The sequence below is a fragment of the Rhodopseudomonas sp. P1 genome (assembly GCF_039642825.1).
Lineage (GTDB): Bacteria > Pseudomonadota > Alphaproteobacteria > Rhizobiales > Xanthobacteraceae > Rhodopseudomonas > Rhodopseudomonas palustris_H.
Genome location: NZ_CP088006.1, coordinates 3,426,371 through 3,451,106, shown reverse-complemented (window position 1 = coordinate 3,451,106; position 24,736 = coordinate 3,426,371). Strand labels below are relative to the sequence as shown.

23 protein-coding genes are annotated in these 24,736 nt (G+C 66.0%); 17 read left to right on the top strand and 6 right to left on the bottom strand.

Translation table 11 applies throughout. From position 1 onward, the window contains the following. Positions 1-107 precede the first annotated feature (107 nt). Positions 108-494, bottom strand: a complete 387-nt coding sequence (locus tag LRC39_RS15985; RefSeq protein WP_107344974.1) for a YchJ family protein — start codon at positions 492-494, stop codon at positions 108-110. Between the two features lie 20 nt (positions 495-514). After that, a complete protein-coding gene (gene ruvX / locus LRC39_RS15980; RefSeq protein ID WP_346297515.1) occupies positions 515-997 on the bottom strand; it encodes a Holliday junction resolvase RuvX in 483 nt (160 codons plus the stop codon). Positions 998-1,155: 158 nt separating this feature from the next. On the opposite strand from ruvX, the gene LRC39_RS15975 reads away from it, so the two are divergent. From LRC39_RS15975 to LRC39_RS15965, 3 genes are all read left to right on the top strand, one after another. After that, positions 1,156-2,232 (top strand): NAD(P)H-dependent flavin oxidoreductase, encoded by a 1,077-nt coding sequence (locus LRC39_RS15975; protein ID WP_346294933.1) that lies wholly within the window; start codon positions 1,156-1,158, stop codon positions 2,230-2,232. 89 nt (positions 2,233-2,321) lie between these two features. Beyond that, positions 2,322-2,609, top strand: a complete 288-nt coding sequence (gene gatC, locus LRC39_RS15970; protein ID WP_107344972.1) for an Asp-tRNA(Asn)/Glu-tRNA(Gln) amidotransferase subunit GatC — start codon at positions 2,322-2,324, stop codon at positions 2,607-2,609. Between the two features lie 11 nt (positions 2,610-2,620). Further along, on the top strand, positions 2,621-2,827 hold the full coding sequence (locus LRC39_RS15965) for a hypothetical protein (RefSeq protein WP_107344971.1): 207 nt from the start codon (positions 2,621-2,623) through the stop codon (positions 2,825-2,827). Between the two features lie 3 nt (positions 2,828-2,830). Here the strand turns inward: LRC39_RS15965 and LRC39_RS15960 are convergent, their stop codons facing one another. Continuing rightward, entirely contained in the window at positions 2,831-3,070 is a 240-nt protein-coding gene (locus LRC39_RS15960) for a BrnA antitoxin family protein (RefSeq protein ID WP_430624899.1), read from the bottom strand. Then, entirely contained in the window at positions 3,063-3,350 is a 288-nt protein-coding gene (locus LRC39_RS15955) for a BrnT family toxin (RefSeq protein ID WP_346294931.1), read from the bottom strand. The genes LRC39_RS15960 and LRC39_RS15955 overlap by 8 nt, the downstream gene beginning before the upstream one ends. Positions 3,351-3,528: 178 nt before the next feature. Between LRC39_RS15955 and gatA the strand changes: the two genes are divergently transcribed. From gatA to LRC39_RS15920, 7 genes are all read left to right on the top strand, one after another. Continuing rightward, on the top strand, positions 3,529-5,007 hold the full coding sequence (gatA, locus tag LRC39_RS15950) for an Asp-tRNA(Asn)/Glu-tRNA(Gln) amidotransferase subunit GatA (protein ID WP_346294930.1): 1,479 nt from the start codon (positions 3,529-3,531) through the stop codon (positions 5,005-5,007). A gap of 75 nt (positions 5,008-5,082) precedes the next feature. Beyond that, a complete protein-coding gene (locus LRC39_RS15945; protein WP_346294929.1) occupies positions 5,083-6,189 on the top strand; it encodes a sensor histidine kinase in 1,107 nt (368 codons plus the stop codon). Between the two features lie 139 nt (positions 6,190-6,328). Then, positions 6,329-7,711 carry a patatin-like phospholipase family protein gene (locus LRC39_RS15940; RefSeq protein WP_346294928.1) on the top strand — a complete coding sequence of 461 codons (1,383 nt, stop codon included), beginning with the start codon at positions 6,329-6,331 and terminating at the stop codon, positions 7,709-7,711. 96 nt (positions 7,712-7,807) lie between these two features. Further along, positions 7,808-9,292: an Asp-tRNA(Asn)/Glu-tRNA(Gln) amidotransferase subunit GatB gene (gatB, locus tag LRC39_RS15935; protein ID WP_107356037.1), complete on the top strand. Its 1,485-nt coding sequence runs from the start codon at positions 7,808-7,810 to the stop codon at positions 9,290-9,292. A gap of 523 nt (positions 9,293-9,815) precedes the next feature. Further along, the gene (locus LRC39_RS15930) at positions 9,816-9,953 is read left to right on the top strand and encodes a hypothetical protein (protein WP_012496544.1); all 138 of its coding nucleotides are present in this window, start codon (positions 9,816-9,818) and stop codon (positions 9,951-9,953) included. Positions 9,954-10,627: 674 nt separating this feature from the next. Then, positions 10,628-10,894, top strand: a complete 267-nt coding sequence (locus LRC39_RS15925) for a sel1 repeat family protein (protein ID WP_107344964.1) — start codon at positions 10,628-10,630, stop codon at positions 10,892-10,894. Positions 10,895-11,035: 141 nt separating this feature from the next. Then, positions 11,036-11,482 carry a cache domain-containing protein gene (locus tag LRC39_RS15920; protein WP_346294927.1) on the top strand — a complete coding sequence of 149 codons (447 nt, stop codon included), beginning with the start codon at positions 11,036-11,038 and terminating at the stop codon, positions 11,480-11,482. Positions 11,483-11,528: 46 nt separating this feature from the next. Here the strand turns inward: LRC39_RS15920 and LRC39_RS15915 are convergent, their stop codons facing one another. Next, complete coding sequence (locus LRC39_RS15915) at positions 11,529-12,527, bottom strand: Bug family tripartite tricarboxylate transporter substrate binding protein (RefSeq protein ID WP_346294926.1); 999 nt, start codon at positions 12,525-12,527, stop codon at positions 11,529-11,531. A gap of 143 nt (positions 12,528-12,670) precedes the next feature. Here LRC39_RS15915 and LRC39_RS15910 point away from each other — a divergent pair, with 143 nt between their 5' ends. From LRC39_RS15910 to LRC39_RS15885, 6 genes are all read left to right on the top strand, one after another. Further along, positions 12,671-13,255: an NnrU family protein gene (locus LRC39_RS15910; protein WP_107344961.1), complete on the top strand. Its 585-nt coding sequence runs from the start codon at positions 12,671-12,673 to the stop codon at positions 13,253-13,255. Between the two features lie 2 nt (positions 13,256-13,257). Beyond that, entirely contained in the window at positions 13,258-14,082 is an 825-nt protein-coding gene (gene panB, locus LRC39_RS15905; protein WP_107344960.1) for a 3-methyl-2-oxobutanoate hydroxymethyltransferase, read from the top strand. A 163-nt stretch (positions 14,083-14,245) separates the two neighbouring features. After that, positions 14,246-14,902 (top strand): tetratricopeptide repeat protein, encoded by a 657-nt coding sequence (locus LRC39_RS15900; RefSeq protein WP_346294925.1) that lies wholly within the window; start codon positions 14,246-14,248, stop codon positions 14,900-14,902. 45 nt (positions 14,903-14,947) lie between these two features. Next, positions 14,948-15,499 carry a hypothetical protein gene (locus LRC39_RS15895; protein WP_346294924.1) on the top strand — a complete coding sequence of 184 codons (552 nt, stop codon included), beginning with the start codon at positions 14,948-14,950 and terminating at the stop codon, positions 15,497-15,499. A 72-nt stretch (positions 15,500-15,571) separates the two neighbouring features. Next, positions 15,572-16,951 (top strand): ribosome biogenesis GTPase Der, encoded by a 1,380-nt coding sequence (gene der / locus LRC39_RS15890; RefSeq protein WP_346294923.1) that lies wholly within the window; start codon positions 15,572-15,574, stop codon positions 16,949-16,951. Beyond that, positions 16,948-18,216, top strand: coding sequence for a TCR/Tet family MFS transporter (locus tag LRC39_RS15885; protein ID WP_346294922.1), 1,269 nt, complete (start codon positions 16,948-16,950; stop codon positions 18,214-18,216). Before der ends, LRC39_RS15885 begins: the two co-directional genes overlap by 4 nt. Before the next feature lie 37 nt (positions 18,217-18,253). On the opposite strand, the gene LRC39_RS15880 is transcribed toward LRC39_RS15885, so the two are convergent. Continuing rightward, positions 18,254-23,143, bottom strand: coding sequence for an IPT/TIG domain-containing protein (locus LRC39_RS15880; protein WP_430624898.1), 4,890 nt, complete (start codon positions 23,141-23,143; stop codon positions 18,254-18,256). A gap of 913 nt (positions 23,144-24,056) precedes the next feature. Between LRC39_RS15880 and LRC39_RS15875 the strand changes: the two genes are divergently transcribed. Continuing rightward, positions 24,057-24,695: a phage tail protein gene (locus LRC39_RS15875; RefSeq protein ID WP_346294921.1), complete on the top strand. Its 639-nt coding sequence runs from the start codon at positions 24,057-24,059 to the stop codon at positions 24,693-24,695. Positions 24,696-24,736: the final 41 nt, after the last annotated feature.

Below are 24,736 nucleotides of genomic sequence, written 5' to 3'. Positions count from 1 at the left end.
GATAACTCCGTCATTGCGAGCGAAGCGAAGCAATCCAGAGGCTCAGTGCATTGCGTTTCTGGATCGCTTCGTCGCTTCGCTCCTCGCGATGACGGGAGCGCAAGTGATCAGCCGACCGCTTCGCCTTCCGAGAAGTACCAGCGGCCTCGGGCTTTACGGAATTGCGAGCGTTCGTGATGGCTTTGCTCGGGGCCGCCGCCGCGGCGGAAGCGGGCGACGAACTCGACGGTGCCGCGGCTGCCTTTCTCGCTGCTGCCGAGCACCCGCAATTCGAGGAAGTCGGACTCCTCCATCCAGGCGCGGTTGACGTCGTGATCGAACAGATCGCGCCGTTCCGGATCGGTGGTCTCGACGATGTAGTCGAAATCCTTCAGTGCGTAGGCCGCGTAGCGCGATCGCATCAGCGCTTCCGGCGAGGCCGCAGGCCGGGTGCGGGCGAGCAGGGGGCCGCAGCAGTCATCGTAAGTCTTTCCCGAGCCGCACACGCAATTCATCGCATCGATCCTGTTGCCGGTCACTCGGCCCGGCGTAGCGCCGCGAGCCGGTCGAGCGCGCCCTGCAGGATGAAGATCGCCGCGTGCTCGTCAATGACCTTGGCCCGTTTCGCCCGGCTGACATCGTTGGCGATCAGCTCGCGCTCGACCGCGGCGGTCGACAGCCGCTCGTCCCACAGCCCGATCGGCAGTTCGGTGAGCCGGGAGAGATTGCGCGCGAAGGCGCGGGTCGACTGGGCGCGCGGGCCTTCGCTGCCGTCCATGTTGAGCGGCAGGCCGAGCACGAAGCCGCAGGCGGTGCGTTCGCCCGCCAGCGCCAGCAGCCGGGCGGCATCGGCGGTGAACGCCTTGCGGGCGATGGTCTCGACGCCGGTGGCGAGCTTGCGGTCCGGATCGGACGCGGCGACGCCGATCGTCTTGGTGCCGAGGTCGAGGCCGAGCAGGCCACCGCGGGCCGGCCAATGCGCGGCGGCTTCGATCAGAGGAAGGATCAGGGCAGGCATGATGCCCGCATAGCACGCGCGGTCGACTTGCCAAAACATCCATTGGTTCTTCGTGAGGAGGGCGGGGCGCCATAGCGGAGCCGTGAGGCGGCGTGTAAAAGGGCTTCGGCGGGCAACGAGGCTGCGCCGCTTCCCCCTGCAATCGCGAAAGCCTGATCATGTGGCCGGATCGCCGTCTCCTCGACCTGTTCGCTATCGAATGTCCGATTCTGCTTGCCCCGATGGCAGGCGCGATGGATGCGGAACTCGCTATCGCCGCGGCCCGCAGCGGTGCGCTGGCCTCGCTGCCGTGCGCGATGCTGTCGCCGGATAAAGCGCGCGAGCAGGTCGGGATTTTTCGGCAACAGATTTCGGCGCCGATCAATCTGAACTTCTTCTGCCATCAGGCGGTGACGCCGGATGCGGCGCGCGAGCAAGTCTGGCGCAAGCGATTGACGCCGTACTTCAACGAGCTCGGGCTCGATCCGGCGATGCCGGCGCCGGCGGCGAGCCGGGCGCCGTTCGATGCGGCGATGTGTGCGCTGGTCGAGGAGCTGAAGCCCGAAGTCGTCAGCTTCCATTTCGGTCTGCCTGAGGCTGCACTACTCGACCGCGTCAAGGCGACCGGTGCCAAGGTGATCGCATCGGCGACGATCGTGCGCGAGGCGATCTGGCTGGAAGAGCACGGCGTCGACGCGGTCATCGTGCAGGGCGCTGAGGCCGGCGGCCATCGCGGCATGTTCATGACCGACGACATTGCGCAGCAGCCGGGATTGTTCGCGCTGCTGCCGCAGGTGGTCGATGCGGTGCGGGTGCCGGTGATCGCGGCGGGCGGTATCGCCGACGGTCGCGGCATCGCGGCGGCGTTCGCGCTCGGCGCGGCCGGCGTGCAGATCGGCACCGCGTATCTGCGCTGCCCGGAATCTCGGACCAGCGCGCTGGTGCGGGCCCAGCTCGCGCAGGGCACCGACGAAGCGACCGTGATCACCAATGTGATGACCGGGCGGCCGGCTCGCGGCGTCGCAAATCGCCTGATGCGCGAGGTCGGGCCGGTGTCGCCGGACGCGCCGGCGTTCCCGCACGCGGCCTCTGCCCTCGGCCCGCTGAAGGCGGCGGCGGAGAAGCAGGGGCAAACCGACTTCACCAATCTGTGGGCGGGACAGGCGGTCCGGCTCGGTCGCGACATGCCGGCGACCGAACTCACCCGGGCGCTGGCCGGTGCGGCGCTGGCGCGGCTCAGCCAGCTCGCCGGCTGAGGCAGGGCGGTCGGCGCACCGAGGTTGCGACGCGAAACCCGGCTCTGCTATACGGCGCAGGTCGATATCTCGCAGAAAGGCCCTATATTATGTCGGTTGACGCCGCCACTGTCCGCCGCATCGCGCATCTGGCGCGGATCGCCGTGACCGACGACGAGGTGCCGCATCTGCAGGGCGAGCTCAATGCGATGCTGGCCTTTGTCGAGCAGCTCTCCGAGGTCGACGTCGATGGCGTCGAGCCGATGACCTCGGTGACGCCGATGCAGATGAAGAAGCGCGCCGACGTGGTCAACGACGGCGAAATCGCCGATCAGGTGGTGGCGAATGCACCGTCGACTGAGGATCACTTCTTCCTGGTGCCGAAGGTGGTCGAATAAAGGACGCGCCGATGTGCCTGCTGTGCGACGACGAGAAGGCCTACCAGGCCTATCTAGACTACCTCGACGCGATGGGCCGGCAGGGCAAGGTCGTCGACGCCGATAAGGCGATGGATGCGGTGCTCGACCAGTTGCAGGCCGCCGACAAGGCCCGCCGCGACGCGCCCGAAAACGACAAGACGCTGTCGCCGTTCTTCTGCAGCCCGGTCAATAAGTAGGCCTCAGGCCTTCTTCAGCTTCCGCACCCGGCGCAGGTCGGCGTTGATCTGCGACTGCCAGCCGCGGCCCAAAGCGCGATAGGCATCCAGGACATCGGCATCCAGCCGCAGCGTCACCGAGCTTTTCGGTTGTGTCCCGAGCGGTGGACGTCCGCGGCGGACGATCTTGCCGTCGACGCGGACCTCACCGGTCCGGAAAAACTCGTCGAGCAGTTCCGGGGCATCGTCTGGATCGTCAGTCAAAGCTTCGCCGAAAGAGCGTGGCCCAGCGGACTTCTTCCTTGGCATGACAGTACCTCATCGAAATCACATGACGACCGCCGTTGCGAGGCGTCCAGACAATCACGACCATGCGCGAACCGACATATCCGGCCGTGATGTAACGGCTCTCGCCATAGTCAAATCGGTCGTCGAGCTTCGTCACGATACGCCCGGCAAAAGCCGTTGCAGCGTCCGCGGCGAAATCGAGACCGCGATGCCGCCGGGTCCAATCCCGCTTTGCCGGATCAAACGTGATCGCCATTGAATTATGTAACTACAATAATTTGCCGTCAATGGTCCGACTGTAACTGGCGGGCAAATCGGTGCAATCGCTTCATTTCCCGGAGGCGCTGTGCTAGCCAGCGCAGCAACAGAGCCGCACGATCCGCGGCGCCCGTGACCGGCCTGTCGCCGGCTTTTATCCAGGCGTGCCCTGAACCATGACCGACCTGACTTCGCTGACGCTGGCCGAGGCCCGCGATGGCCTCGCAAACAAGTCCTTCACCGCGGTCGAGCTGACCGATGCCCACCTCGCGGCGATCGAAGCCGCGCGCGTGCTCAATGCCTATGTGCTGGAGACGCCTGACCAGGCGCGGCAAATGGCGAAGGCCGCGGACGCGCAGATCGCCAAGGGCGAGGGCGGGCCGCTGGCGGGCCTCCCGCTCGGCATCAAGGACCTGTTCGCCACCAAGGGCGAACGCACCACCGCGTGTTCCAAGATCCTCGGCGACTTCAAGCCGACCTACGAGTCGACGGTGACGACACAGCTGTGGCGTGACGGCGCGGTGCTGCTCGGCAAGCTCAACAACGACGAGTTCGCGATGGGCTCGTCGAACGAGACCTCGTGCTTCGGCCCCGTGATCAATCCATGGCGCCGTGCCGGCTCCGATGCCAAGCTGGTGCCGGGCGGCTCGTCCGGCGGCTCGGCGGCCGCCGTTGCGGCGGGCCTGTGCCTCGGCGCCACGGCGACCGACACCGGCGGCTCGATCCGGCAGCCGGCCGCGTTCACCGGCACGGTCGGCATCAAGCCGACCTATGGCCGCTGCTCGCGCTGGGGTATCGTCGCGTTCGCGTCTTCGCTGGACCAGGCCGGCCCGATCGCGCGCACGGTGCGCGACAGCGCGATCCTGCTGCGCTCGATGGCCGGCCATGATCCGAAGGACACCACTTCGGTCGATCGGCCAGTGCCCAATTACGAGGCCGCGGTCGGCGGCTCGGTGAAGGGCATGAAGATCGGCATCCCGAAGGAGTATCGGCTCGACGGCATGCCGGCCGAGATCGAGAAACTTTGGAGCCAGGGCGCCGAGTGGCTGAAGGCCGCGGGCGCCGAGCTGGTCGAAGTGTTGCTGCCGCACACCAAATACGCGCTGCCGGCCTATTATATCGTGGCGCCGGCGGAGGCCTCGTCGAACCTCGCGCGCTATGACGGCGTCCGCTACGGCGCGCGCGTCAATGGCCGCAACATCATCGAGATGTACGAGAACACCCGCGCTGCCGGCTTCGGTGCCGAGGTCAAACGCCGCATCATGATCGGCACCTATGTGCTGTCGGCCGGCTATTACGACGCTTACTATCTGCGCGCCCAGAAGGTGCGCACGCTGATCAAGCGCGACTTCGAGCAGTGCTTCGATCAGGGCGTCTCGGCGATCCTGACCCCGGCGACGCCGTCGGCTGCATTCGGCATTGGCGAGAAGGGCGGCGCCGATCCGGTCGAGATGTATCTGAACGACATCTTTACCGTGACGGTGAACATGGCCGGCCTGCCTGGCATTGCCGTTCCGGCGGGAAGCGACTCGCAAGGTCTGCCGCTCGGGCTGCAGCTGATCGGCCGGCCGTTCGACGAGGACACCTTGTTCTCGCTCGGCGAGGTGATCGAGCAGTCCGCCGGCCGGTTCACGCCGGCCAAGTGGTGGGCCTGAGTCCGATCGTCCGCACGGGTTTGACGTTGCGTTTGCTGGCGCCGTTGGCCATTCTTGGCCCGGGCAGGGTGTTGCATGAGCGCTGACGACGTCCAAGGTCCACCGCAAGGTGTCGATCAGATCCTCGGATCGCCAAAGCTGGCCGCGGCGATCGAGAGCGACCGCTACAAGCATCTGCTGGACAATGTCCCGGTGGCGATCGCCGTGTCGCGCGGCTGCGGCGCGGACCAGCAGGTGGTCTATATCAACCAGGCGTTCGAGGCGCTGACCTCGCTGTCAAAGCCGGATGCCTGTGGTCAGGGCTGGTCGTCCCTCGATGGTTTCGCCGACCAGGATGACAGCGGCCGCCTGCTCGGTGCCGCGATCCGCGACGGCGAAGATTTCCTCGGCGTGTTCCGGAAGGTGGCGCCGTCCGATCGGCTGCTGATCGTCCAGGCCTATGCGGCGGTGATCGAGAGCGACGACGGTGTCGAGAGCTACCGGATCGCTGCGCTGGTCGACGTCGGCAGCCGCGAGCGCGCGCAGATCGAGCGGTTCGAAGTCCAGATCCGTGAACGCGATACCCTGATGCGCGAGCTGCAGCATCGGGTGAAGAACAATCTGCAATTGATCACCGCGCTGGTCCGCCTCGAAGCGCGGTCGGCTGCGGAAGGCGAGACCGTGGCGCTGGCGCGGCTCGCCAGCCGGATCGAAGCGCTGACCGCGCTCTACCGGGTGTTGTCGGACGAAAGCCCGCATGCCGATGGCGGGCAGATCGACCTCGGCCAGTATCTTTCGGACATCGCCAATGCGGTGATCCGCGCAAACGCCAGCTCGGACGTCAATTGCGAGGTCAATGCGGGCTATTGCCCGCTGTCGGTGAACATCGCGATGCCGGCCGGGCTGCTGGTCAACGAGATGCTGACCAACGCGCTGAAGTACGCCTTCGTCGGTCGCGACGGCGGACGGATCAAGGTGATCTGCGAGACAGACCAGGGCCGCGTCAGGATCATCGTGTCGGACGATGGCGTCGGCCTTCCCGAGGGGCAGAGCTGGCCATCGCCGCGCAAGCTTGGTGCGCTGATCCTGCAGACGCTGAAGGAGAATGCCCGCAACGTCAGCTTTGAAGCGCGCAGCATTCGCGGTCAGGGCGCGTTCTTCAACATCGGCTTCGATGCGCCGTCGTCGCCCGCCGCGAATTGATCGCACAGCGCGCCGCCTTGCTTATGCCACAAGCCGACTGCCAGCTTCCCCCGGTTCCGCAGCGTTAAGTGGACCTGAACCTTTGCAGCCGATGGTCCGCGGCAGCAACATTGCCGCCCCTTCAACCGGTGTCCTCTCGATGAAGCCGTGGAGAGATCGTCTCCTGTCCGCAGCCGCCGCCTGCCTCGTGCTCGCCGGTTGCGCCTCGGTTTACAACACGCCGGTCAACGTGCCGCTCGAAGGAGTGGTCTCCGACAAGGTTGCGTCCGATGTCGGTACGCGCAGCGAAGACGCCATCATCGGCCTTTCGTTCTCGGGCGGCGGCACCCGGGCGGCGGCATTCTCGTTCGGCGTGTTGTCGGAGATGGAGCGCCTGCCGCTGCATGGTGCGCGTTCGGCGATGCTCGACCGTGTCGGCTTCGTCTCAGGAGTTTCCGGCGGATCGGTGACTGCCGCCTATTTCGGACTGAAGGGGCGCACCGCGCTCAGCGACTTCCGCGAGCGTTTCCTGCTGCGCAATGCGGAGGAGGAGCTCCAGACCACGCTGTCGCTCAACACCATCGGCAAGGCGTTCACGGGCGGCATCAACGACTCCGTCGGCTTCACCCGTTGGCTCGACGCGCATCTGTTCGAGGGCGCGACCTTCGCGCAGCTGCGCGGCGGCGACCGGCCGACAGTGTGGATCAACGCCTCCGACATCTATAATCGCGTGCCGTTCGTGTTCAACAGCACGTCGTTCTCTGCCATTTGCAGCGACCTCGACGCCTATCCGCTGTCGAACGCGGTCGCGGCCTCGGCGGCGGTGCCGCTCGCATTTGCTCCGGCGGTGGTCCAGGCGTTCCCGGGCGCCTGCAACACGCCGCTGCCGCGCTGGGTCCGGCGTGCCGCGACCGAGGGTAACTCGTCGCCGATGCTGAGCTCCTACGCCAAGGCGGTGCTGCGCTATCGCGAGGGCGCGGTACCCTTCATCAAGCTGCTCGACGGTGGGTTGGTCGACAATTATGGCGTCTCCGCGCTGACGATCGCGCGGGAGTCCTCTGAGACGCCGTACGGTCCGCTGACCCCGCAGCAGGCGGTCAAGCTGCGGCGGCTGATGATGCTGGTGGTCGACGCCAAGACCGGCATCTCGGGTAACTGGGTCGACACCGTCGAAGGTCCGAGCGGCGTCGAGCTGATCAAGGCCGCGGTCGACACCACGATGGATGCCAGCGTCGGTGCCAGCTACACGGCGTTCGACCGCACGATTTCGGATTGGCGCGACAAACTGGTGCGCTGGCGCTGCAGCCTGTCGGCCGCGGACCGCGCGCGCTACGGCGCCGGCCCCGGCTGGGACTGCCGCGACCTGCGGTTCTTCGTCGGCCGGCTGGCGTTCGATCAACTCGAGACACAGCGGGCTGCGGCGCTGGAGCGGATCGCCACGCGTTTCGTGCTGCCGCCGCAGCAGGTCGACGAGCTGATCTCCGCCGGGCGCGACGTGCTGCGGCAGAGCCCGGTCTTCCGCGCCTTCGCCGCCAGCCTGTAAAGACCCTCGCCGGCCGGGCCTTCGGCTGCGCTGGCGCGGGCCTTGCGCCGGTTGCAGGGGTTTTCTCCGCGCCCGGAGCGGAGTAGAAACCGGCTTATGAACGCACCTGTCAAACCTTCGAAGCTCATCAAGGGCGCCACCGGCGATTGGGAAGTCGTGATCGGGCTGGAGATCCACGCCCAGGTCTCTTCCAACGCCAAGCTGTTCTCCGGCGCGGCCACCGCGTTCGGCGGCGATCAGAACACCCACGTGTCGCTGGTCGACGCCGCGATGCCCGGCATGCTGCCGGTGATCAACGAGGAGTGCGTGCGCCAGGCGATCCGCTCCGGGCTCGGGCTGAACGCCAGGATCCATCTGCGATCGGTGTTCGACCGGAAGAACTATTTCTATCCGGACCTGCCGCAGGGCTACCAGATCAGCCAATACAAATCGCCGATCGTCGGTGAGGGTGAGGTGGTGGTCGACCTGCCGGACGGCGACAGCATCACCGTCGGCATCGAGCGGCTGCATCTCGAACAGGACGCCGGCAAGCTGCTGCACGACCAGCATCCGACATCGACGTTTGTCGATCTCAACCGCTCCGGCGTCGCGCTGATGGAGATCGTCTCCAAGCCGGACATCCGCTCGTCCGAGCAGGCCAAGGCTTACGTGTCGAAGCTGCGCACGATCCTGCGCTATCTCGGCACCTGCGACGGCGACATGGAGAAGGGCAGCCTGCGTGCCGACGTCAACGTCTCGGTGCGCCGTCCCGGCGAGCCTTACGGCACCCGCTGCGAGATCAAGAACGTTAACTCGATCCGCTTCATCGGTCAGGCGATCGAATACGAAGCGCGCCGCCAGATCGGCATTCTGGAAGACGGCGGAACGATCGACCAGGAGACCCGGCTGTTCGACGCCAACAAGGGCGAGACCCGGTCGATGCGGTCGAAGGAAGAGGCACACGACTATCGCTACTTCCCCGATCCTGATCTGCTGCCGCTGGAATTCACCCAGGCCTATGTCGACGATCTGAAGGCCGGCCTGCCGGAATTGCCGGACGCCAAGAAGGAGCGGTTCGTCCGCGACTTCGGCCTCTCGGTCGAAGACGCAGGCGTGCTGGTCAGCGAGCGCGAGAGCGCCGAGTTCTACGAGGCGGTGCTGGCGCAGTTGAAGGATCAGGGCCGCGACGGCAAGCTCGCCGCCAACTGGGTGATCAACGAGCTGTTTGGCCGCCTCAACAAGGACGGCCAGTCGATCGATGCCTCGCCGGTGTCGGCGGCACAGCTCGCTGCGATCGTCGAGCTGATCGGCGAGGGCACCATCTCGGGCAAGATTGCCAAGGAGCTGTTCGAGATCGTCTGGACCGAAGGCGGTGATCCGCGCACGCTGGTGGAACAGCGCGGCATGAAGCAAGTCACCGATCTGTCGGCGATCGAGAAGGTGGTCGACGATATCGTCGCCGCCAATCCAGATAAGGTGGCACAAGTCGTCGCCAAGCCGGCGATGCTCGGCTGGTTCGTCGGCCAGGTGATGAAATCTTCCGGCGGCAAGGCCAATCCGCAGGCGGTCAACGACCTGCTGAAGCGCAAGCTCGGCCTCTGACGAACGACCTTCGGCGTCGCGCGCGAACCGCCGCGACGACGTTTCGTGCGCCCGCGACGGCGGTGGCGCTCGCGAATCAGCCGCATCTCCTCGTGCAGAAAACCCCTGTGCCGGAGCGTTTGGACGCTCCGGTGCGGCATCGCGCCTGAAAATTTTTTCATTGCCAAAGATTGCGACTCAGAGTCCGCGGACGGCCTTGCGTGACCGACTCGGTGCTCGGTCGGGTTTTGCAAAGTAGTTAGTTAGCTCGATTTGTGAGTTGATGAAATCGCTGCGGCACAGGCGTTTCCTGCGATCTTGACAAGTGCCGATGCAGGTTTTTCGCGCATAACTCGGTTCGCGCGATTGATCTTCCGACGCCTCGTTCGCTAAGACCGCCTGTGCGCGAGGGACAACTCCCATCAACTCTTCCTTAAGCGGGACACTGTTTTTTTCAAAGCGTTGGTGTATTCGGGAATTAGTGCATCTCGATTCCCGAGTGCACGCAGCAGCAATCAAGCCATCTCACTTATCGGAGGGCAACATGGCCAAGAAAGCAGCGAAGAAGGCGGCGACCAAGAAAGCGGCGCCGAAGAAGGCGAAGACCGCGAAGAGCGCGGTGAAGAAGACCGCGAAGAAGACCACCAAGAAGGTCGCCAAGAAGGCCGCCAAGAAGAAGTAAGCTCGCTTTCGAGCGGGTGCCGGCAGCATCACTGCCGGCCGCGTCACTGGACAGGCTCTTCGCACCGCGACACGAGCGAGGTCCTAGTCGACGAGAGGGTGTCGGCGAGACATCAGGTCAGACGACCGGATCCGATAGCGGCAGGGATCACCAGCCGCCGAAGAGCCCGGTAGAAGAAACGGTTTTTCTTCGAACGGTGCGGACGCAAGGTCCGCAGTTTCATGGGCGGCGAGCCGCGTGTGAGATCTGAACCTGACGTGTTCGCCGACGCCCTCGTTGTTTGTGGGGCCCATCGCCCCTCGCCGGCAGGGTCCGGCTTATCCAGTTCCATCCCTCCACATCCACCGAGTTCGATCAGCCCGCGGCAGCCGTTTGCGCCAGCGGCCGGACATGTCGTTTCCCCAGGCGGTTGCGGCGATGGTTATCGGTTCGCCAAACCGGAGGGTAAACCGTCTCTCACCGAATTCGAAAAACCGTTGGGGCACAGGCATTTCTCAAAATGCCTCGCGAGGAGTGCCGCGGCGCGTTCAGAAATCGTTCAGCGCAACGCTTAAACTGCTCTTCAAATTTGATCGGCCATGATTGCCCCATAACACGCCGGGTTACGGCGGTGGGGACGACAAACAGAGGACAGGAGCCGCCCTCGGTTCGGCGGCGAAAGATGGAGATCAAAGATGCTGCAGGGACATCTGAATATCGAAACCGCGATGCCGATCGAAGCCGGGGAGAACCCCGATGCGCTGTTCGACCTCGGCCTGCTGTTCGCCTCGGGACGCGGCGCGCCGGTCGACCTGATCGCCGCGCATAAGTGGTTCAACCTCGCCGCGCTGAAGGGCCGGGCCGACGCGATCGCGTATCGCCGCGAGCTGGCCGAACTGATGTCTGCCGACGAGATTGCGGTTGCCCAGCGCGAAGCCCGCGCCTGGATCTCCTCGCACTGATGGATTGCTTGCTTCCGCTGACGGAATGCGGCGCTTGGTATCGCCTTATGGTTCGCCCTAAGTCGCGCTGACCGCCGCAACTGACCGCGGATATCTTCTCCTCATGCTCCACAAAGGGAGCTTTCAAAGGAGGAGATGCCCATGAAACTCAAATCAGTATTATGTCTCGTCGCTGGCGCCAGCGTGTTTGCTGCCTCGGCCGCGTTCGCCGGCGAGTTCGGCACGGCCGACGAAGCCAAGGCGATGCTCACCAAGGCCGCTGCTGCGGTGAAGGCCGATAAGGCCAAGGCGCTCGCCGAATTTGCCAAGGGCGAGGGCGGTTTCAAGGATCGCGACCTGTATCCGTTCTGCGGCGGGCCGGACGGCCTGTTCACCGCGCATCCGACCCTGACCGGCAAGAGCCTCAAGGAACTCAAGGACAAGACCGGCAAGCCGCTGGGCGAAGAAATCTACGCCACCGCCAAGGAAGGCGAGGTCAAGGAAGTCGCCTATATGTGGCCGCGCCCGGGCCAGACCGATCCGGTGCAGAAGGTCAGCTTCGTCACCAAGATCGGCGACCAGACCTGCGCGGTCGGCTACTACAAGTAACCCCTTAGGCAGCGAGACGGCGGCGGTGCTTAGCCGCCGCCGGATCTTATTGCACCTTGATGCCTGCCGCGCGGATTACGTCCGCCCAGGCGCGCTTCTCGTCGGCGATCTTCTGGCGCAGCGCCTCGGGCGTCGAGGCCTCGGGCAACATCATCTGCGTTTTCAGCTTCGTGACGACGGCCGGATCGGCGAGCGCCACTTCGACCGCGCCGTGGATCGCCGCGATCAGTTCGGGTGAGGTGCCGGCCGGCGCGATCAGCGCGTTCCAGGCGTCCGACTGCACATCGATGCCGCTCTCCTTCAGCGTCGGCACGTCGGGCAGGAACGGCGAGCGCTCCGGCGTGGTCACCGCCAGGATCTTCACCGTTCCCGCCGCCTGCTGCGGCGCGACCGAGATCGCCGGCAGGCACGCGGCCTGGACGTCGCCGCGCATCAGCGCAGTCATCGCGTTCGGTGAGCCGGCATAGGGGATGTGCACCATCGCGGCGCCGGCCTTCTGCGCGATCGCTTCCATGCACAGCTGCGACAGCGAGCCGGCGCCGATCGACGCGTAGGCGAAGCCGCCTTTGTCGCTTTTCACCTTGGCGAGAAACTCAGCGACGCTGCCGATGCCTGCGGTCGCCGGCACGGCGAGCACGCTGGGCATCCGTGTCAGCAGCGTCACCGGTGCGAGGTCGCGCTCGGGATCGTAGGGCAGCTTCGGAAACAGCAGCGTGTTGATGGCGAGCGGGCCGGGGATTGAGATGCCGAGCGTGGCACCATCCGGGGCCGCCTTGGCCACCGCATCGGTGCCGATATTGCCCGAGGCGCCGGGCTTGTTTTCGATCACGAAGGTGGAGCCAGGGTGCTGCGTATGAAGCTGGTCGGCGAGCACCCGGCCGACCAGATCCGGTGTCGAGCCGGCGGCGAACGGCACCACGATCCGCACCGTCTTCAGCGGCCACGCGGTCGGCTGCGCCACGGCCGCGCTGCTGACTGCGCACGCCGCGATGCCGAGCATCGCGAGCGTCGGCGGCAGGGTCCGGCGGAGGAGATGTCCCAGCATTTGCATCGGTCCCGTAAACAATGATACCCGGATTTCGCCCGCATGGCGCCGCGCTGCGGCAGGCCGTGCGACGGCGCGGACCATAGGTGGAATTGGCCGGTGCGCAAACCGCCGCATGCGCGGGCCGAGACAGGAGTGACGCGATGGGACTTGCGTTGATGATCGTCGGCCTGGTGCTGTTCATCGGCACCCATGTCGTCACCACCCAGCGCGACCTGCGCAGCCGCCTGATCGGGATCGGCGGCGAGGCGGTCTACAAGCTCGCCTATGCGGTGGTGGCGCTCAGCGGCCTCGCCCTGATCGCTTACGGCTTCGGATCCTATCGCGCGCACGGCTGGATCGACGTCTGGTATCCGCCGCACTGGACCAAGCATCTCACCGCGCTCTTGATGCTGCCGATGGCGATCCTGCTGGCTGCGGCGTATTCGCGCGGCCGCATCTACGCGGCGGTCAAGCATCCGATGCTCACTGCGGTGAAGCTGTGGGCGGTCGGCCATTTGATCGCGAACGGCGATCTCGGCTCGATCATTCTGTTCGGCTCGCTGCTGGCCTGGGCGGTGTTTGACCGTATTTCGCTGAAGCGGCGCAGCGACGCCGGCGGTCCGCCGATTCCCGTCGGCGGCGTCAAGAACGACGTCATCGCCATCGTGGCCGGCGTCGTGCTGTATCTGGCGCTCGCCTTCGTCTTCCATCCCTACGTTATCGGCGTGTCCGTGTTCGGAGCCTAAGCATGTCTGTTCAATCGACGATCCGGCGGAAGACCGCTCCCGACATCCGCGCGCGCAAGGGCGGTGATCCGATCGTGATGCTGACCTCGTATCACGCGCACACCGCCTCGCTGGTCGATCGTTACTGCGACGCCATTCTGGTCGGGGACTCGCTCGGCAACGTGATGCACGGCTTCGAGACCACCGTGCCGGTGACGCTCGAGATGATGATCCTGCAGGGCCATGCGGTGATGCGCGGCTCGCAGCACGCGCTTGTCGTGGTCGACATGCCGTTCGGCTCGTATGAAGCGTCGAAGGAGCAGGCCTTTCACTCCGCGGCGCGGATTCTCAAGGAGACTCACTGCGGCGCCGTGAAGCTCGAAGGCGGCGTGCGGATGGCGGAGACGATCAGGTTCCTCACCGAACGCGGCATTCCGGTGATGGGCCACATTGGTCTGACGCCGCAGTCGATCAACACGCTGGGCTCGTTCCGCGCGCAGGGCCGCGAGGAGGGCAGCTGGGCGCCGATCGAGGCCGACGCAAAGGCGGTCGCCGAGGCCGGCGCGTTCTCGGTGGTGGTGGAAGCCGTCGCCGAGCCGCTCGGCCGCAAGATCACCGAGATGATTTCGATCCCGACCATCGGCATCGGCGCGAGCGCCGCCTGCGATGGTCAAGTCTTGGTGCTCGAAGACATGCTCGGCCTGTCGCCGAAGCCGCCGAAATTCGTCAAGCGCTATGGCGACCTTGGCCCCGGCATCGAGGCGGCGATCAAGGGCTACGCCGAGGAGGTCCGCTCGCGGGCGTTCCCCGGGCCTGAGCATGTTTACGGGATGAAGTCGAAGGCGTGAGGCGATCGCCAGGGCGTGCGTGCCGGTCAAGGTATCCCCTTGATCGGGCTCGCTTTGCCTTGCCAGCGCCATAACGCTAGGGTATCGCCCGCGCGGCGGCGAGGGATGGGCTAGCGGCGGCCCTGTCGGGCTGTTGCGCTGTCGGGACAGGAAGAATCTCCAAGTGTCTGAATTATTTAACGAAGTCGACGAGGAGCTGCGTCGCGAGCGGCTCAAGAGGCTGTGGGACAAGTACTCGATCGTTATCGTCGGCGGGGCGCTCCTGATCGTGGTCGGGGTCGGCGCCTGGCGCGGCTATGAATATTACGAGGCCAAGAAGGCAGCCGAAGCCGGCGCGGCCTTCGTCGCCGCTGCGGACCTTGCCGAGCAGAGCAAGCACACCGAGGCGGAGGCTGCGTTCGACAAGATCGCCGCCTCGGCGCCTGCCGGCTATCGCACGCTGGCGCGGCTGCGGGCCGCCGCCGAGATCGGCGCGCGAGATCCCCAAGCCGCGGTGAAGCGCTACGACGAGATCGCGGCCGATCGCAGCCTCGCGGCGCCGTTCCGTGAACTCGCCAGCATCCGCGCCGCCAACCTGGTGCTGGAGACCGCGAGCTACAACGATCTGGTGCAGCGCCTCGAGCCGGTGGCATCCGGCAACGGCGCCTTCCGTCATACCGCGCGCGAGCTGCTGGCGCTGGCGGCGTGGCGGGCCAACAACGTGGCGGCGACCCGGCAGTGGATCGACAAGATCACCACCGACGCCGAAACCCCCGGCAGCCTGCGCAGCCGGGCCGATGTGCTGCAGGCGCTGCTGCCGCCCACCGCGACCAAGAGCTGATGTCGTTCGAGCGACCGCGACACCAAAGATTGTGAGAGATAATCCATGCGCCTGTCGCACCGCCTGATTCCACTCGCCGTGCTGGTCGCACTGTCCAGCGCTCTGGCCGGTTGTGGCAGCATGAGCAGCTTCGATCCGACCGACATGTTCGACTTCCTGGATCAGAAGAAGAAGCTCGCCGGCGATCGGAAGCCGGTGTTTCCGGAAGGCGTGCCTGGCCTCGAGCAGGGCGTGCCGAAGAGTCTGTACAAAGACGAGGTCGAGCAGCAGCAGCGCCAGCAGGCCGCCGCCGAGGCCGCGCCTGCGCCGGTTGAAGAGAAGCTGAAGCCCGCCGCGCGCTCCAAGAGCCGGCACAATTCCGCGGCGCGTCGCCCGGCTGCGCCGGCCGCTGAGCCCGCCGCCGAACCGGCCGCCGAGGAAGAGGGCGGCGCCGCCGCCGTGCCGCCGGCGCCGAAGCCGGCCAAGCAGTCGCGCCGCCGCGTCACCACCCCGCCGGCCGACGATCAGTCCTCCGCGCCGGCGCCGGCGCAGTCGCAATCGTCCGGAACGGCTCCTTCCTTCCCGGCGCCGCTGCCGAGCGGCAGCTTCCAGCGCTAATTAAGGCTCCGGCCTCGAAGGTCTGACCCGAGCGACATTGACAGGCCGCCGCTTCTCGGCGACGGATCAGCCATGTCTTTCACCCTCGCAATTATCGGCCGGCCCAACGTCGGCAAATCGACGCTGTTCAATCGCCTCGTCGGCCAAAAGCTGGCGCTGGTCGACGATGCGCCCGGTGTGACCCGTGACCGCCGTGAAGGCGAAGGCCGGCTCGGCGATCTCAGCTTCACGCTGATCGACACCGCCGGCCTCGACGAGGGGCCGAAGGGCTCGCTCACCGCCCGGATGCAGGAGCAGACCGAGACCGCGATCGCGCTTGCCGATGCGCTGCTGTTCGTGATCGACGCCCGCGCCGGCCTGACCCCGAACGACCGCGCCTTTGCCGATTTCGCCCGCCGCGCCAACAAGCCGGTGGTGCTGGTCGCCAACAAGAGCGAAGGCAAGCACGGCGAGGTCGGCGCGATGGAGTCCTACGCGCTCGGCCTCGGCGACCCGGTGCAGATCTCCGCCGAGCACGGCGAGGGCATGGGCGAACTCTACGACGCACTGCGTCCGCTGCTCCCGGAGCCGGTCGAGGACGAGGAAGACGACGACCTCGCCGACCAGAGCGAAGAAGCGATCGCGACGCGGCCGATCCGGGTGGCGATCGTCGGCCGTCCCAACGCCGGCAAGTCGACCTTCATCAATCGGCTGCTCGGCGAGGAGCGGCTGCTGACCAGCCCCGAAGCCGGCACCACCCGCGACTCGATCGCCGTCGAGGTCGAATGGAAGGGCCGCGACTTCCGCGTGTTCGATACTGCCGGGCTGCGCCGCCGCTCGCGGATCGAAGAGAAGCTGGAGAAGCTGTCGGTTGCGGATGCGCTGCGCGCGGTGCGCTTCGCCGAAGTCGTGGTGCTGATGATGGATGCGCAGCACCGCTTCGAGGAGCAGGATCTGCGGATCGCCGACCTTGTCGAGCGCGAGGGCCGGGCGCTGGTGATCGCCGTCAACAAGTGGGACCTGATCGAGCGCCAGGGCGGCCAGATCGCGCAGCTTCGCGCCGATGCCGACCACTGGCTGCCGCAGATCAAGGGCGTGCCGATCGTCGCGACCTCCGGCATGCTGGGCGAGGGCGTCGATCGCCTGATGCAGGCGATCCAGGATGCCTATGCGGTGTGGAACAGGCGTGTGCCGACCGCGGCGCTGAACCGCTGGTTCGAGCAGGCGACTTCGCAGAACCCGCCGCCGGCGGTCTCGGGCCGCCGCCTCAAGCTGAACTACGTCACCCAGACCAAGGCGCGGCCGCCGAGCTTCGTGGTGTTCTGTTCGCGTGCCGACGCAGTGCCGGAATCGTACTTGCGCTATCTGGTGAACAGCCTGCGCGGCGCGTTCGAACTGCCCGGCACGCCGGTGCGGATCACGCTGCGCGAGAAGGCCAATCCGTTCGCGCACAAGCGTAAACGCAAGTCATGACCGAGGAAGCCACAGCGCAGCAGCCGCCGGTGCCCGGCATGATCGGGCCGCGCCGCGCCGCCGTCGGTTTCATCTTCGTCACCATCCTGCTCGATATGCTGAGCATCGGCATGATCCTGCCGATCCTGCCGAAGCTGATCGAGATCTTTTCAGGTAACAACACCTCAGATGCAGCGCGGATCTACGGACTGTTCGGTACTGCCTGGGCACTGATGCAGTTCGTTGCGTCGCCGGTGCTCGGCGGGTTGTCCGATCGTTTCGGCCGCCGGCCGGTGATCCTGCTGTCCAATCTCGGCCTCGGGCTCGACTACATCCTGATGGCGCTGGCGCCGTCGCTCGGCTGGCTGTTTCTCGGCCGGGTGATTTCCGGTATCACCTCGGCGAGCATTTCGACGGCTTTCGCCTACATCGCCGACGTCACGCCGGCGGAAAAGCGCGCGGCGGTGTTCGGCAAGGTCGGCGCGGCGTTCGGGCTCGGCTTCATCATCGGTCCGGCGATCGGCGGGCTGCTCGGCGGCGTCGATCCGCGACTGCCTTTCTGGGTCGCGGCCGGGCTGAGCCTTTGCAACGCGCTGTATGGTCTGTTCGTCCTGCCTGAGTCGCTGCCGCCGGAGCGGCGCTCGCCGTTCCGTTGGAAGTCCGCCAACCCGGTCGGCGCGGTGCGGCTGCTCGCCTCCAACAGCCGGCTCGCCGCGATGGCGGTGGTGGAGTTCTGTGCCGAGGTCGCCCATGTCGCGCTTCCGGCGACCTTCGTGTTGTACACGAGCTATCGCTATGGCTGGAGCGAGACCAAGGTCGGTCTGGCGCTCGCTTTCGTCGGCGTCTGCACTGCGATCGTGCAGGGCGGCCTGGTTGGTCCCGCGCTGAAGCGGCTCGGCGAACGCAACGCGCAGATTATCGGCTATGGCGGCGGGGCGCTCGGCTTTCTGATCTACGCGCTGGCACCGACTGGCGCGCTGTTCTGGATCGGCATTCCGGTGATGACGCTATGGGGCATTGCCGGGCCGGCAACCTCGGGGATGATGACCCGGCTGGTGGCGGCCGACCAGCAGGGCCAGCTGCAGGGCGCGATGACCAGCGTCAAGAGCATCGCGGAATTGATCGGGCCTTTCCTGTTCACGCTGATCTTTGCGTATTTCATCGGGGCAAACGCACCGTTCGCATTGCCAGGCGCGCCGTTCCTGCTCGCCGGCGTGCTACTGATCGTCTCGGTTCTGGTCGCGGCGACGGCCGGTGATGCGCGGCAGCGGGTTCCCGCCGGTTAGTTAGCTGATGCCGGCTGTTGCTGCGCGGCCGGCTCTCTCAGAACGGCACGGATGCCCGGCCGCGGAGCGTCCAGATCTGGACGGTGCCGCCCAGGCCGCCGAGTTCGCCGCCGACCGCGACCGCCGCGCCGTTGCTGAACCGCGCTGCGATGCCTCCGGTCAACCGTGCCGACCAGCCGTCCATCAGCGGCACCGAAGCCAGCGGCGCTCCGCTCGCGAGCGTGATTGTCTCCGCGTTGTCGCCGAGGAAGTAGTAGTCGGCAAACACGCCGGTGTAGGGCGCGAGCGTCAGCGTCGCGCTGTAGATCCAGGGGTAACTGACCTTGAGGCCGGCCGATGCCCGCCCGGTGAAGAACTCGCGCTGCGCCTGCGGAGTGCCAAGTGAATCGATGTAGGCGTTTTGGCGCTCCCACAGCGCATAGAGCTTCGCCGAGGGCTCGATCGCGAAACCCAACGCCTCCGTGGTGCCGGTGATGCCGCCAGACACCAGCCACCGCCGGCCATCGAAGCTGCCGAAGGCGCTGCCGGCCGAGCCGTCGTAACCGATCCCCGAATAGGCGCCGGCGATGTCGAAGCGCAGCCCGGCGGCGGACCGCCACGCCGCGTAGGAGCCGATCGTCCAGCCATCGCCTTTGAGCCTGCCGTCGAGCGTACCGGACTTGTAGTCGAAGCTCTCGTAACCACCGACGAGGCCGATCAGGAAGTCCGGAATCGGCTTCCGGGTCAGTCCGATCAATGCATTGACCTGGTTTCCGCTGAGCACCGAGCTGGTGCTGCTGGCGTTCCATTGCCCGATGCCGGTCGCTTTCACCTCAGCCCACATCAGCCAATCCTTCGGCTCGACCTGTGCCTTCGCGGGTGCCTTTGTGATGTCGGCCTTGCGATCAATCGCCGCGAAGGTGTCGTCAAAGCGGGATCGGCTTCGTCCCGGCCCGGTCGGATCGCCGATGCCGAATCCGATGCTACGGCCGGGCCCGTTGTCGCGGACGTATGACCTTGGCCAGCTGCTCTCGACGGCGCTGTCGGCCGCCCCGGTTCGGCTCTGCGACGGATCGTCGGTGAAGTTGAAGCGGAGGCCCGTGCCGGATGGTGCGACCAACTCGCCGCCGTCGTTGAACCCCTCGGAAATCGCAGAGTCGATCGCCCCAGAGATCACGGCGCCGGAGGTCTGCGCGATTGTCTTGCTCGCGATGATCTGCATGGCGCGCAGCTTGAGACTGTCCTGGGGTGTGTTGACGGCTTGCAGCAGCGGCGACGAGCTACTGGGGGAATAGCTGGCGTTGCCAATGAACGCGGCCAGAATGGTATGTGAGCCGACCGTCAGGCTGCTGGTGGTGAGCGTCGCGGTGCCGCCGGACAAAGCGACCGAGCCGATCGTGACGCCGCTGTCGGTGAAGGTCACGGTGCCGGTCGGGACGGAGCCGCTCGCCGTCACCGTCGCGGTGAAGCTGACCGGCTGTCCCGCTTCGCTGGGGTTGCGCGACGAGGTGAGGGTAGTGGTTGTCGTGGTGACGATATAGCTGAATAAGCCGGCCCCGGTGCTGCTGCCGCCCGGTGTCGTCACGGTGACGTCGACCACGCCCGCGGCATGAGCAGGCGTCGTTGCGGTGATGGTGGTGGCGCTGGTCACGCTCACGGCGGTGGCCGCGGTGCCGCCGAAGCTGACGGCGGTTGCGCCAGCGAGGTTGCTGCCGGTGATCGTCACCGAGGTGCCGCCCGCGCCGGGGCCGCTCGCCGGACTGATCGACGTGACGCTGGGACCGGCGACGTAGCTGTAGAGCCCGGTCCCCGTCGCGGTGCCGCCGGGCGTCGTCACCACGATGTCGACGCTGCCCGCAGCGTGAGCGGGCGTGGTCGCCGTGATCGTGGTGGCATTCACGATCGTGATGCTGGTGGCCGCAACCCCACCGATCGTTACGGCCGTCGCCCCGGTGAGGTTCGTCCCGGTGATGGTGACCGACGTGCCGCCGCCGATCGGGCCCGCGGCGGGAGCGATCGCCGTCACCGTGGCGGCCGCGATATAGGTGAAACCGCCAGTCGACGTGACCGGGCCGCCGGCGGTGGTGACGACGACATCCCGAGCGCCCGAGGTACCGGCAGGTGTCGTGATCGCGATCGAGGTCGCCGTGTTCGTCCCAAGGGTCGCGGCCGCTCCGCCGACCGTCACCGAGGTGACGCCGGACAGGTTGGTGCCGGTGATGGTCACCGATGTGCCGCCGGCAGCCGGGCCTGAGCTCGGCGAGATCGAGCTGATGGTCGGGGGCGCCACATAGGTGAAGCCGCCGGTGGATGTCACCGATCCCCCGGCGGTCGTCACGACGACGTCGCGTGCGCCGGCCGTTCCGCTCGGTGTCGTCACCACGATCGATGTGGATGTGTTCGTGCCGAGCGAGGCCGCAGTGCCGCCAATGCTGACCGAAATGACGTTGGCGAGATTGCTGCCGGAGATGGTGATGGAGGTGCCGCCGCTGGTCGAGCCGGAGTTGGGAGAGATCGTGCTGATCGTTGGCGGGCCCGCGTAGGTGAAGCCGCCGGTGGCCGTGGCCGAGCCGCCACCGGTCGTGACAACGACGTCGCGCGCCCCGGCTGTGCCGGCCGGCGTGGTCACGACGACCGAGGTGGACGTATTGGTGCCGACTGTGGCGGGTGAGCCGCCGATCGTCACCCCGGTGACCCCGGCCAGATTGGTGCCGGTGATCGTCACCGACGTGCCGCCCGCCGTCGGGCCGGCGTTCGGCGAGATTGAGCTGATCGACGGTGACAGGATGTAGGTGAACCCGCCGGTCGCTGTGACCGAACCGCCCGGGGTGGTCAGGACAACATCACGTGCTCCGGCCGTCCCGGACGGCGTCGTCACAACGATCGACGTCGATGTATTGGTGCCGAGGGTCGCGGATGCGCCGCCGATGGTGACGGCGGTCACTCCGGACAGGTTGGTGCCGCTGATCGTCACCGAGGTGCCGCCTCCGGTGGAACCGGAATTCGGGGAGATCGTGCTGATCGTCGGCGCCGCCGCGTAGGTGAAGCCGCCGGTCGATGTCGCCGCGCCACCGGGCGTGGTGACGACGACGTCTCGTGCCCCGGCCGTTCCGGACGGCGTGGTGATGACGATCGACGTCGCCGTATTGGTGCCCAGGGTCGCCGCAGCGCCGCCGACAGTCACGCTCGTGACACCGGACAGATTGCTGCCCGAGATGGTGACGCTGGTGCCGCCCGCAGTTGGGCCCGCACTGGGTGAAATCGAACCGATGGTCGGGCCGGCGATGTAGGTGAAGCCGCCGGTCGAGGTGGTTGAGCCGCCGGCCGTTGTCACCACCACGTCGCGCGCGCCAGCCGTCCCGGACGGCGTGGTAATGATGATCGAAGTCGATGTGTTGGTGCCGAGCGTCGCCGACGCCCCGCCCACCGTCACGCTGGTGACGCCGGACAGGTTGGTGCCGCTGATGGTTACCGACGTGCCGCCGGTGGCCGGGCCCGAACCCGGCGAAATCGAACCGATGCTCGGTGGGGCTACATAGGTGAAGCCGCCGGTCGCGGTCGCCGATCCGCCTGCGGTGGTAACAACGACGTCGCGTGCGCCGGCCGTGCCGGACGGCGTCGTGATGACGATCGACGTCGATGTGTTGGTGCCGAGCGTTGCCGATGCACCGCCGACTGTGACGCTGGTGACGCCTGACAGATTGGTACCGCTGATCGTCACCGACGTCGCGCCCCCGGTCGGACCGGAACTTGGCGAAATGCCTGTGATGGTCGGGGCGGCGATGTAGGTGAACTGGTCGCTCGAGCTGGTCGCCGATGTCCCGATCGGCGTGGTCACGGTGACGTGCACGGTCCCGGCGCTGCCGCTCGGTGAGGGGACGACGATCTGGGTTGACGAACTGCTGGTGAAGCCGCCACTCGCCACCGAATTCGAGCCGAAGCTGACCGAGGTTGCGCCGCTGAAGTTCGTGCCTGTGATGGTAACCGAGGTGCCGCCTGTGGCTGGACCGGACGTCGGCGAGATACCGGTAACTGCAGGGGGGGACACATAGGTGAAACCGCCGGTCGACGTAGCGGAGCCACCCGCGGTTGTCACGACGACGTCGCGTGCGCCTGCGGTGCCAGCCGGGGTGGTGATACTAATCGAGGTCGACGTATTGGTGCCGAGCGTCGCCGAGGCGCCGCCGACGGTCACCGAGGTGACGCCGGACAAGTTCGTCCCGCCGATCGTCACCGCAGTGCCGCCCGCGGTCGAGCCTGAACTCGGCGAGATCGAGCTGATCGTCGGAGGTGCCACATAGGTAAATTGGTCGCTCGAACTCGTCGCCGAGGTGCCGACTCCGTTTGTCACCGTGATATGCACCGTGCCGGCGCTGCCGCTCGGCGAGGGCACGACGATCTGGGTCGGTGAACTGCTGGTGAAGCTGCTGCTCGGTACCGAGTTCGAGCCGAAGCGCACTGACGTCGCCCCGGTGAAGTTCGTGCCGTTGATGGTCACCGAAGTGCCGCCGCCGGTCGTTCCGGACGACGGCGATACCGACGTGACCGTTGGACTGCCGGCCGCGGTGCAGGTGGCTGAGAACGCCACGCTGCCGCGAAACCCGCTGCCGGTCTGGTCGATCGCTTCCGAAGATAGGCCCGGCGTCGAAGCCCCATCCGGATTGTTGTTGATCTTCACTATGTCGCCGGCAGTTAGCGTGTAACTTCCGGACGTGCTGACATGGAAGCCAGCGCCGCTATTGTTATTGAAGGTCGCAGGAATACCGAACGAATAGTCGGCGGTAAATCCGGCATCGACGGTTCCCGCCGTCGTCGAGATGGTCACCGAATAATGGAGCGTGTCGCCAACGGCGAACGCCGTCAAATAGGCCTCGTTGAAGCCTTTTCCGTCGTCGGGGGCACCTGGCGACGAGAACGTCACGTTGTAGTTCAAAGCGCCGCCGTTCACGGCCGTACAACTTGCCGATGCCCAGCTTGCGGTCGGAGTCAGCGCGATTGCTGCGGCCACCAGTGCCGCGGACGCGAGGATTAGAAGCCTGTTCTTAAGTCCGGCCGGTGGCGCGCAGGTGCTGCCAACAAGCCGCATTAATCGCGCGCGGCTCTCCGCTGAGGGCGGCTTTGGTGGGCGAGAAACGGCCCATAGGCGCTCTGCCGCGGCGCCATCCGGCGCGGCGCGGGATTTCTGCGAGAACCCGCCGGAATCATTCAGGCTCATGAGTCTCGTCGAAATCAGAGAGAAGGACGAAATAACTGATAGTTCACGCGGCTTTTAGGAAATATGCGCGAGGTGAACGATCGAGCGTTGCATCTGTCTGGTTGTGGTATCAAGACATCTCGCGATTTAGCATTGCTAATTCGGCTTATCGTTGTAGATAAGTCACAAGTTCGCATTGCTGCGTGGTAGCCGTGTAGAGGCGGTGCGAAATCCACGTATTGTTACTTAGAGTTTATCTTTCCCGCGCGCTTGAATGCACGGTTTGATGAATTTGCGTCGAGTGACTGTTTTGGCGATTTGGTTGCTGGTGCAGAAATCTGATCGTGTGAGTGACGCGCGGGATCTGTTCGTCGACGGTGGATTGTTGTCGAAGTGATGATGAGTATCGTGCAAAGCGAATTCAGTTGGTCGGCTGTGCATAGGTGAAATGAGGTCGTTGGGCTAAGTTATCGAGGGATCGAATTTTCGGTCGTCGGTAGGTTGATCGTCATTCATTGCGGCGGTTCGCTTCATGGCTTCCAACAAGAAAGGGGGGAGATCCTGAGAATGAGCTCGGTCCGGATTCGCGCGGACCGGTCTTGACATTGGAGGGGCATGACGCCGCTGGCCTCGCGCCCCATCGTTCTCCACGAAAAGAATTGGTCAAATGGCAGACTCTTTTGTTGGTCAGATCATGCAGGTCAGTTTCAACTACGCACCGGTGGATTGGGCAGTCGCGGCCGGGCAGACATTCAACGTCACACAGAACCAGGCCCTGTTCTCTTTGATCGGCGGGACCTTCGGTGGCGACGGACGGACGACGTTTCAGCTCCCCAATCTTCAGTCGCGGGTGATCATCGGTGCCGGGCAGGGGCCGGGTCTCAGTAACTATGCGTGGGGTGCGCATGCCGGCGTCGAGCGCGTCACGCTGACCCAGGCAAACCTGCCTGCGCATTCACACGTGGCGACGTTCACGCCGACGGGCGGCGGCGGTGGTGGAGGTCCGGCGGCGGTCCAGGCCCTGACGGGTGTCACCGTTGGCTCGCTGTCGGGTTCCCCGGCTGCCGGATCGCTACTGGCCAATACCGGCCCGACCGGAGGAGGTCAGCCCAAGATTTACGCACCCGCCGGGACAGCAGGCACGCCCGTCAATCTGGGCGGCGTGAGTGGCGGCGGCGGGGGGATCACCGGCGGGACGGTTCAGATCGGCAACACCGGAAGCAACGTTCCCGTCGAGACCTTGCCGCCCTACCTCGCGCTCAGGATCAATATCTGTCTGTCGGGCCTGTATCCGGTTCACGACTGAGCAGAACTCGTTTGGTGGGCTCCTGATGGAAGCGTCGGGAG

Bases quoted from the DNA above. Each gene is read 5' to 3' on its own strand.
- LRC39_RS15955 (WP_346294931.1), bottom strand. From the start codon at position 3,350: ATGGCGATCACGTTTGATCCGGCAAAGCGGGATTGGACCCGGCGGCAT.
- LRC39_RS15930 (WP_012496544.1), top strand. From the start codon at position 9,816: ATGGCCAAGAAAGCAGCGAAGAAGGCGGCGACCAAGAAAGCGGCGCCG.
- LRC39_RS15985 (WP_107344974.1), bottom strand. From the start codon at position 494: ATGAATTGCGTGTGCGGCTCGGGAAAGACTTACGATGACTGCTGCGGC.
- LRC39_RS15910 (WP_107344961.1), top strand. From the start codon at position 12,671: ATGGGACTTGCGTTGATGATCGTCGGCCTGGTGCTGTTCATCGGCACC.
- LRC39_RS15925 (WP_107344964.1), top strand. From the start codon at position 10,628: ATGCTGCAGGGACATCTGAATATCGAAACCGCGATGCCGATCGAAGCC.
- LRC39_RS15975 (WP_346294933.1), top strand. From the start codon at position 1,156: ATGTGGCCGGATCGCCGTCTCCTCGACCTGTTCGCTATCGAATGTCCG.
- LRC39_RS15940 (WP_346294928.1), top strand. From the start codon at position 6,329: ATGAAGCCGTGGAGAGATCGTCTCCTGTCCGCAGCCGCCGCCTGCCTC.
- LRC39_RS15895 (WP_346294924.1), top strand. From the start codon at position 14,948: ATGCGCCTGTCGCACCGCCTGATTCCACTCGCCGTGCTGGTCGCACTG.
- LRC39_RS15885 (WP_346294922.1), top strand. From the start codon at position 16,948: ATGACCGAGGAAGCCACAGCGCAGCAGCCGCCGGTGCCCGGCATGATC.
- panB (WP_107344960.1), top strand. From the start codon at position 13,258: ATGTCTGTTCAATCGACGATCCGGCGGAAGACCGCTCCCGACATCCGC.
- LRC39_RS15915 (WP_346294926.1), bottom strand. From the start codon at position 12,527: ATGCTGGGACATCTCCTCCGCCGGACCCTGCCGCCGACGCTCGCGATG.
- gatB (WP_107356037.1), top strand. From the start codon at position 7,808: ATGAACGCACCTGTCAAACCTTCGAAGCTCATCAAGGGCGCCACCGGC.
- gatA (WP_346294930.1), top strand. From the start codon at position 3,529: ATGACCGACCTGACTTCGCTGACGCTGGCCGAGGCCCGCGATGGCCTC.
- LRC39_RS15875 (WP_346294921.1), top strand. From the start codon at position 24,057: ATGGCAGACTCTTTTGTTGGTCAGATCATGCAGGTCAGTTTCAACTAC.
- LRC39_RS15920 (WP_346294927.1), top strand. From the start codon at position 11,036: ATGAAACTCAAATCAGTATTATGTCTCGTCGCTGGCGCCAGCGTGTTT.
- der (WP_346294923.1), top strand. From the start codon at position 15,572: ATGTCTTTCACCCTCGCAATTATCGGCCGGCCCAACGTCGGCAAATCG.
- LRC39_RS15945 (WP_346294929.1), top strand. From the start codon at position 5,083: ATGAGCGCTGACGACGTCCAAGGTCCACCGCAAGGTGTCGATCAGATC.
- ruvX (WP_346297515.1), bottom strand. From the start codon at position 997: ATGCCTGCCCTGATCCTTCCTCTGATCGAAGCCGCCGCGCATTGGCCG.
- gatC (WP_107344972.1), top strand. From the start codon at position 2,322: ATGTCGGTTGACGCCGCCACTGTCCGCCGCATCGCGCATCTGGCGCGG.
- LRC39_RS15965 (WP_107344971.1), top strand. From the start codon at position 2,621: ATGTGCCTGCTGTGCGACGACGAGAAGGCCTACCAGGCCTATCTAGAC.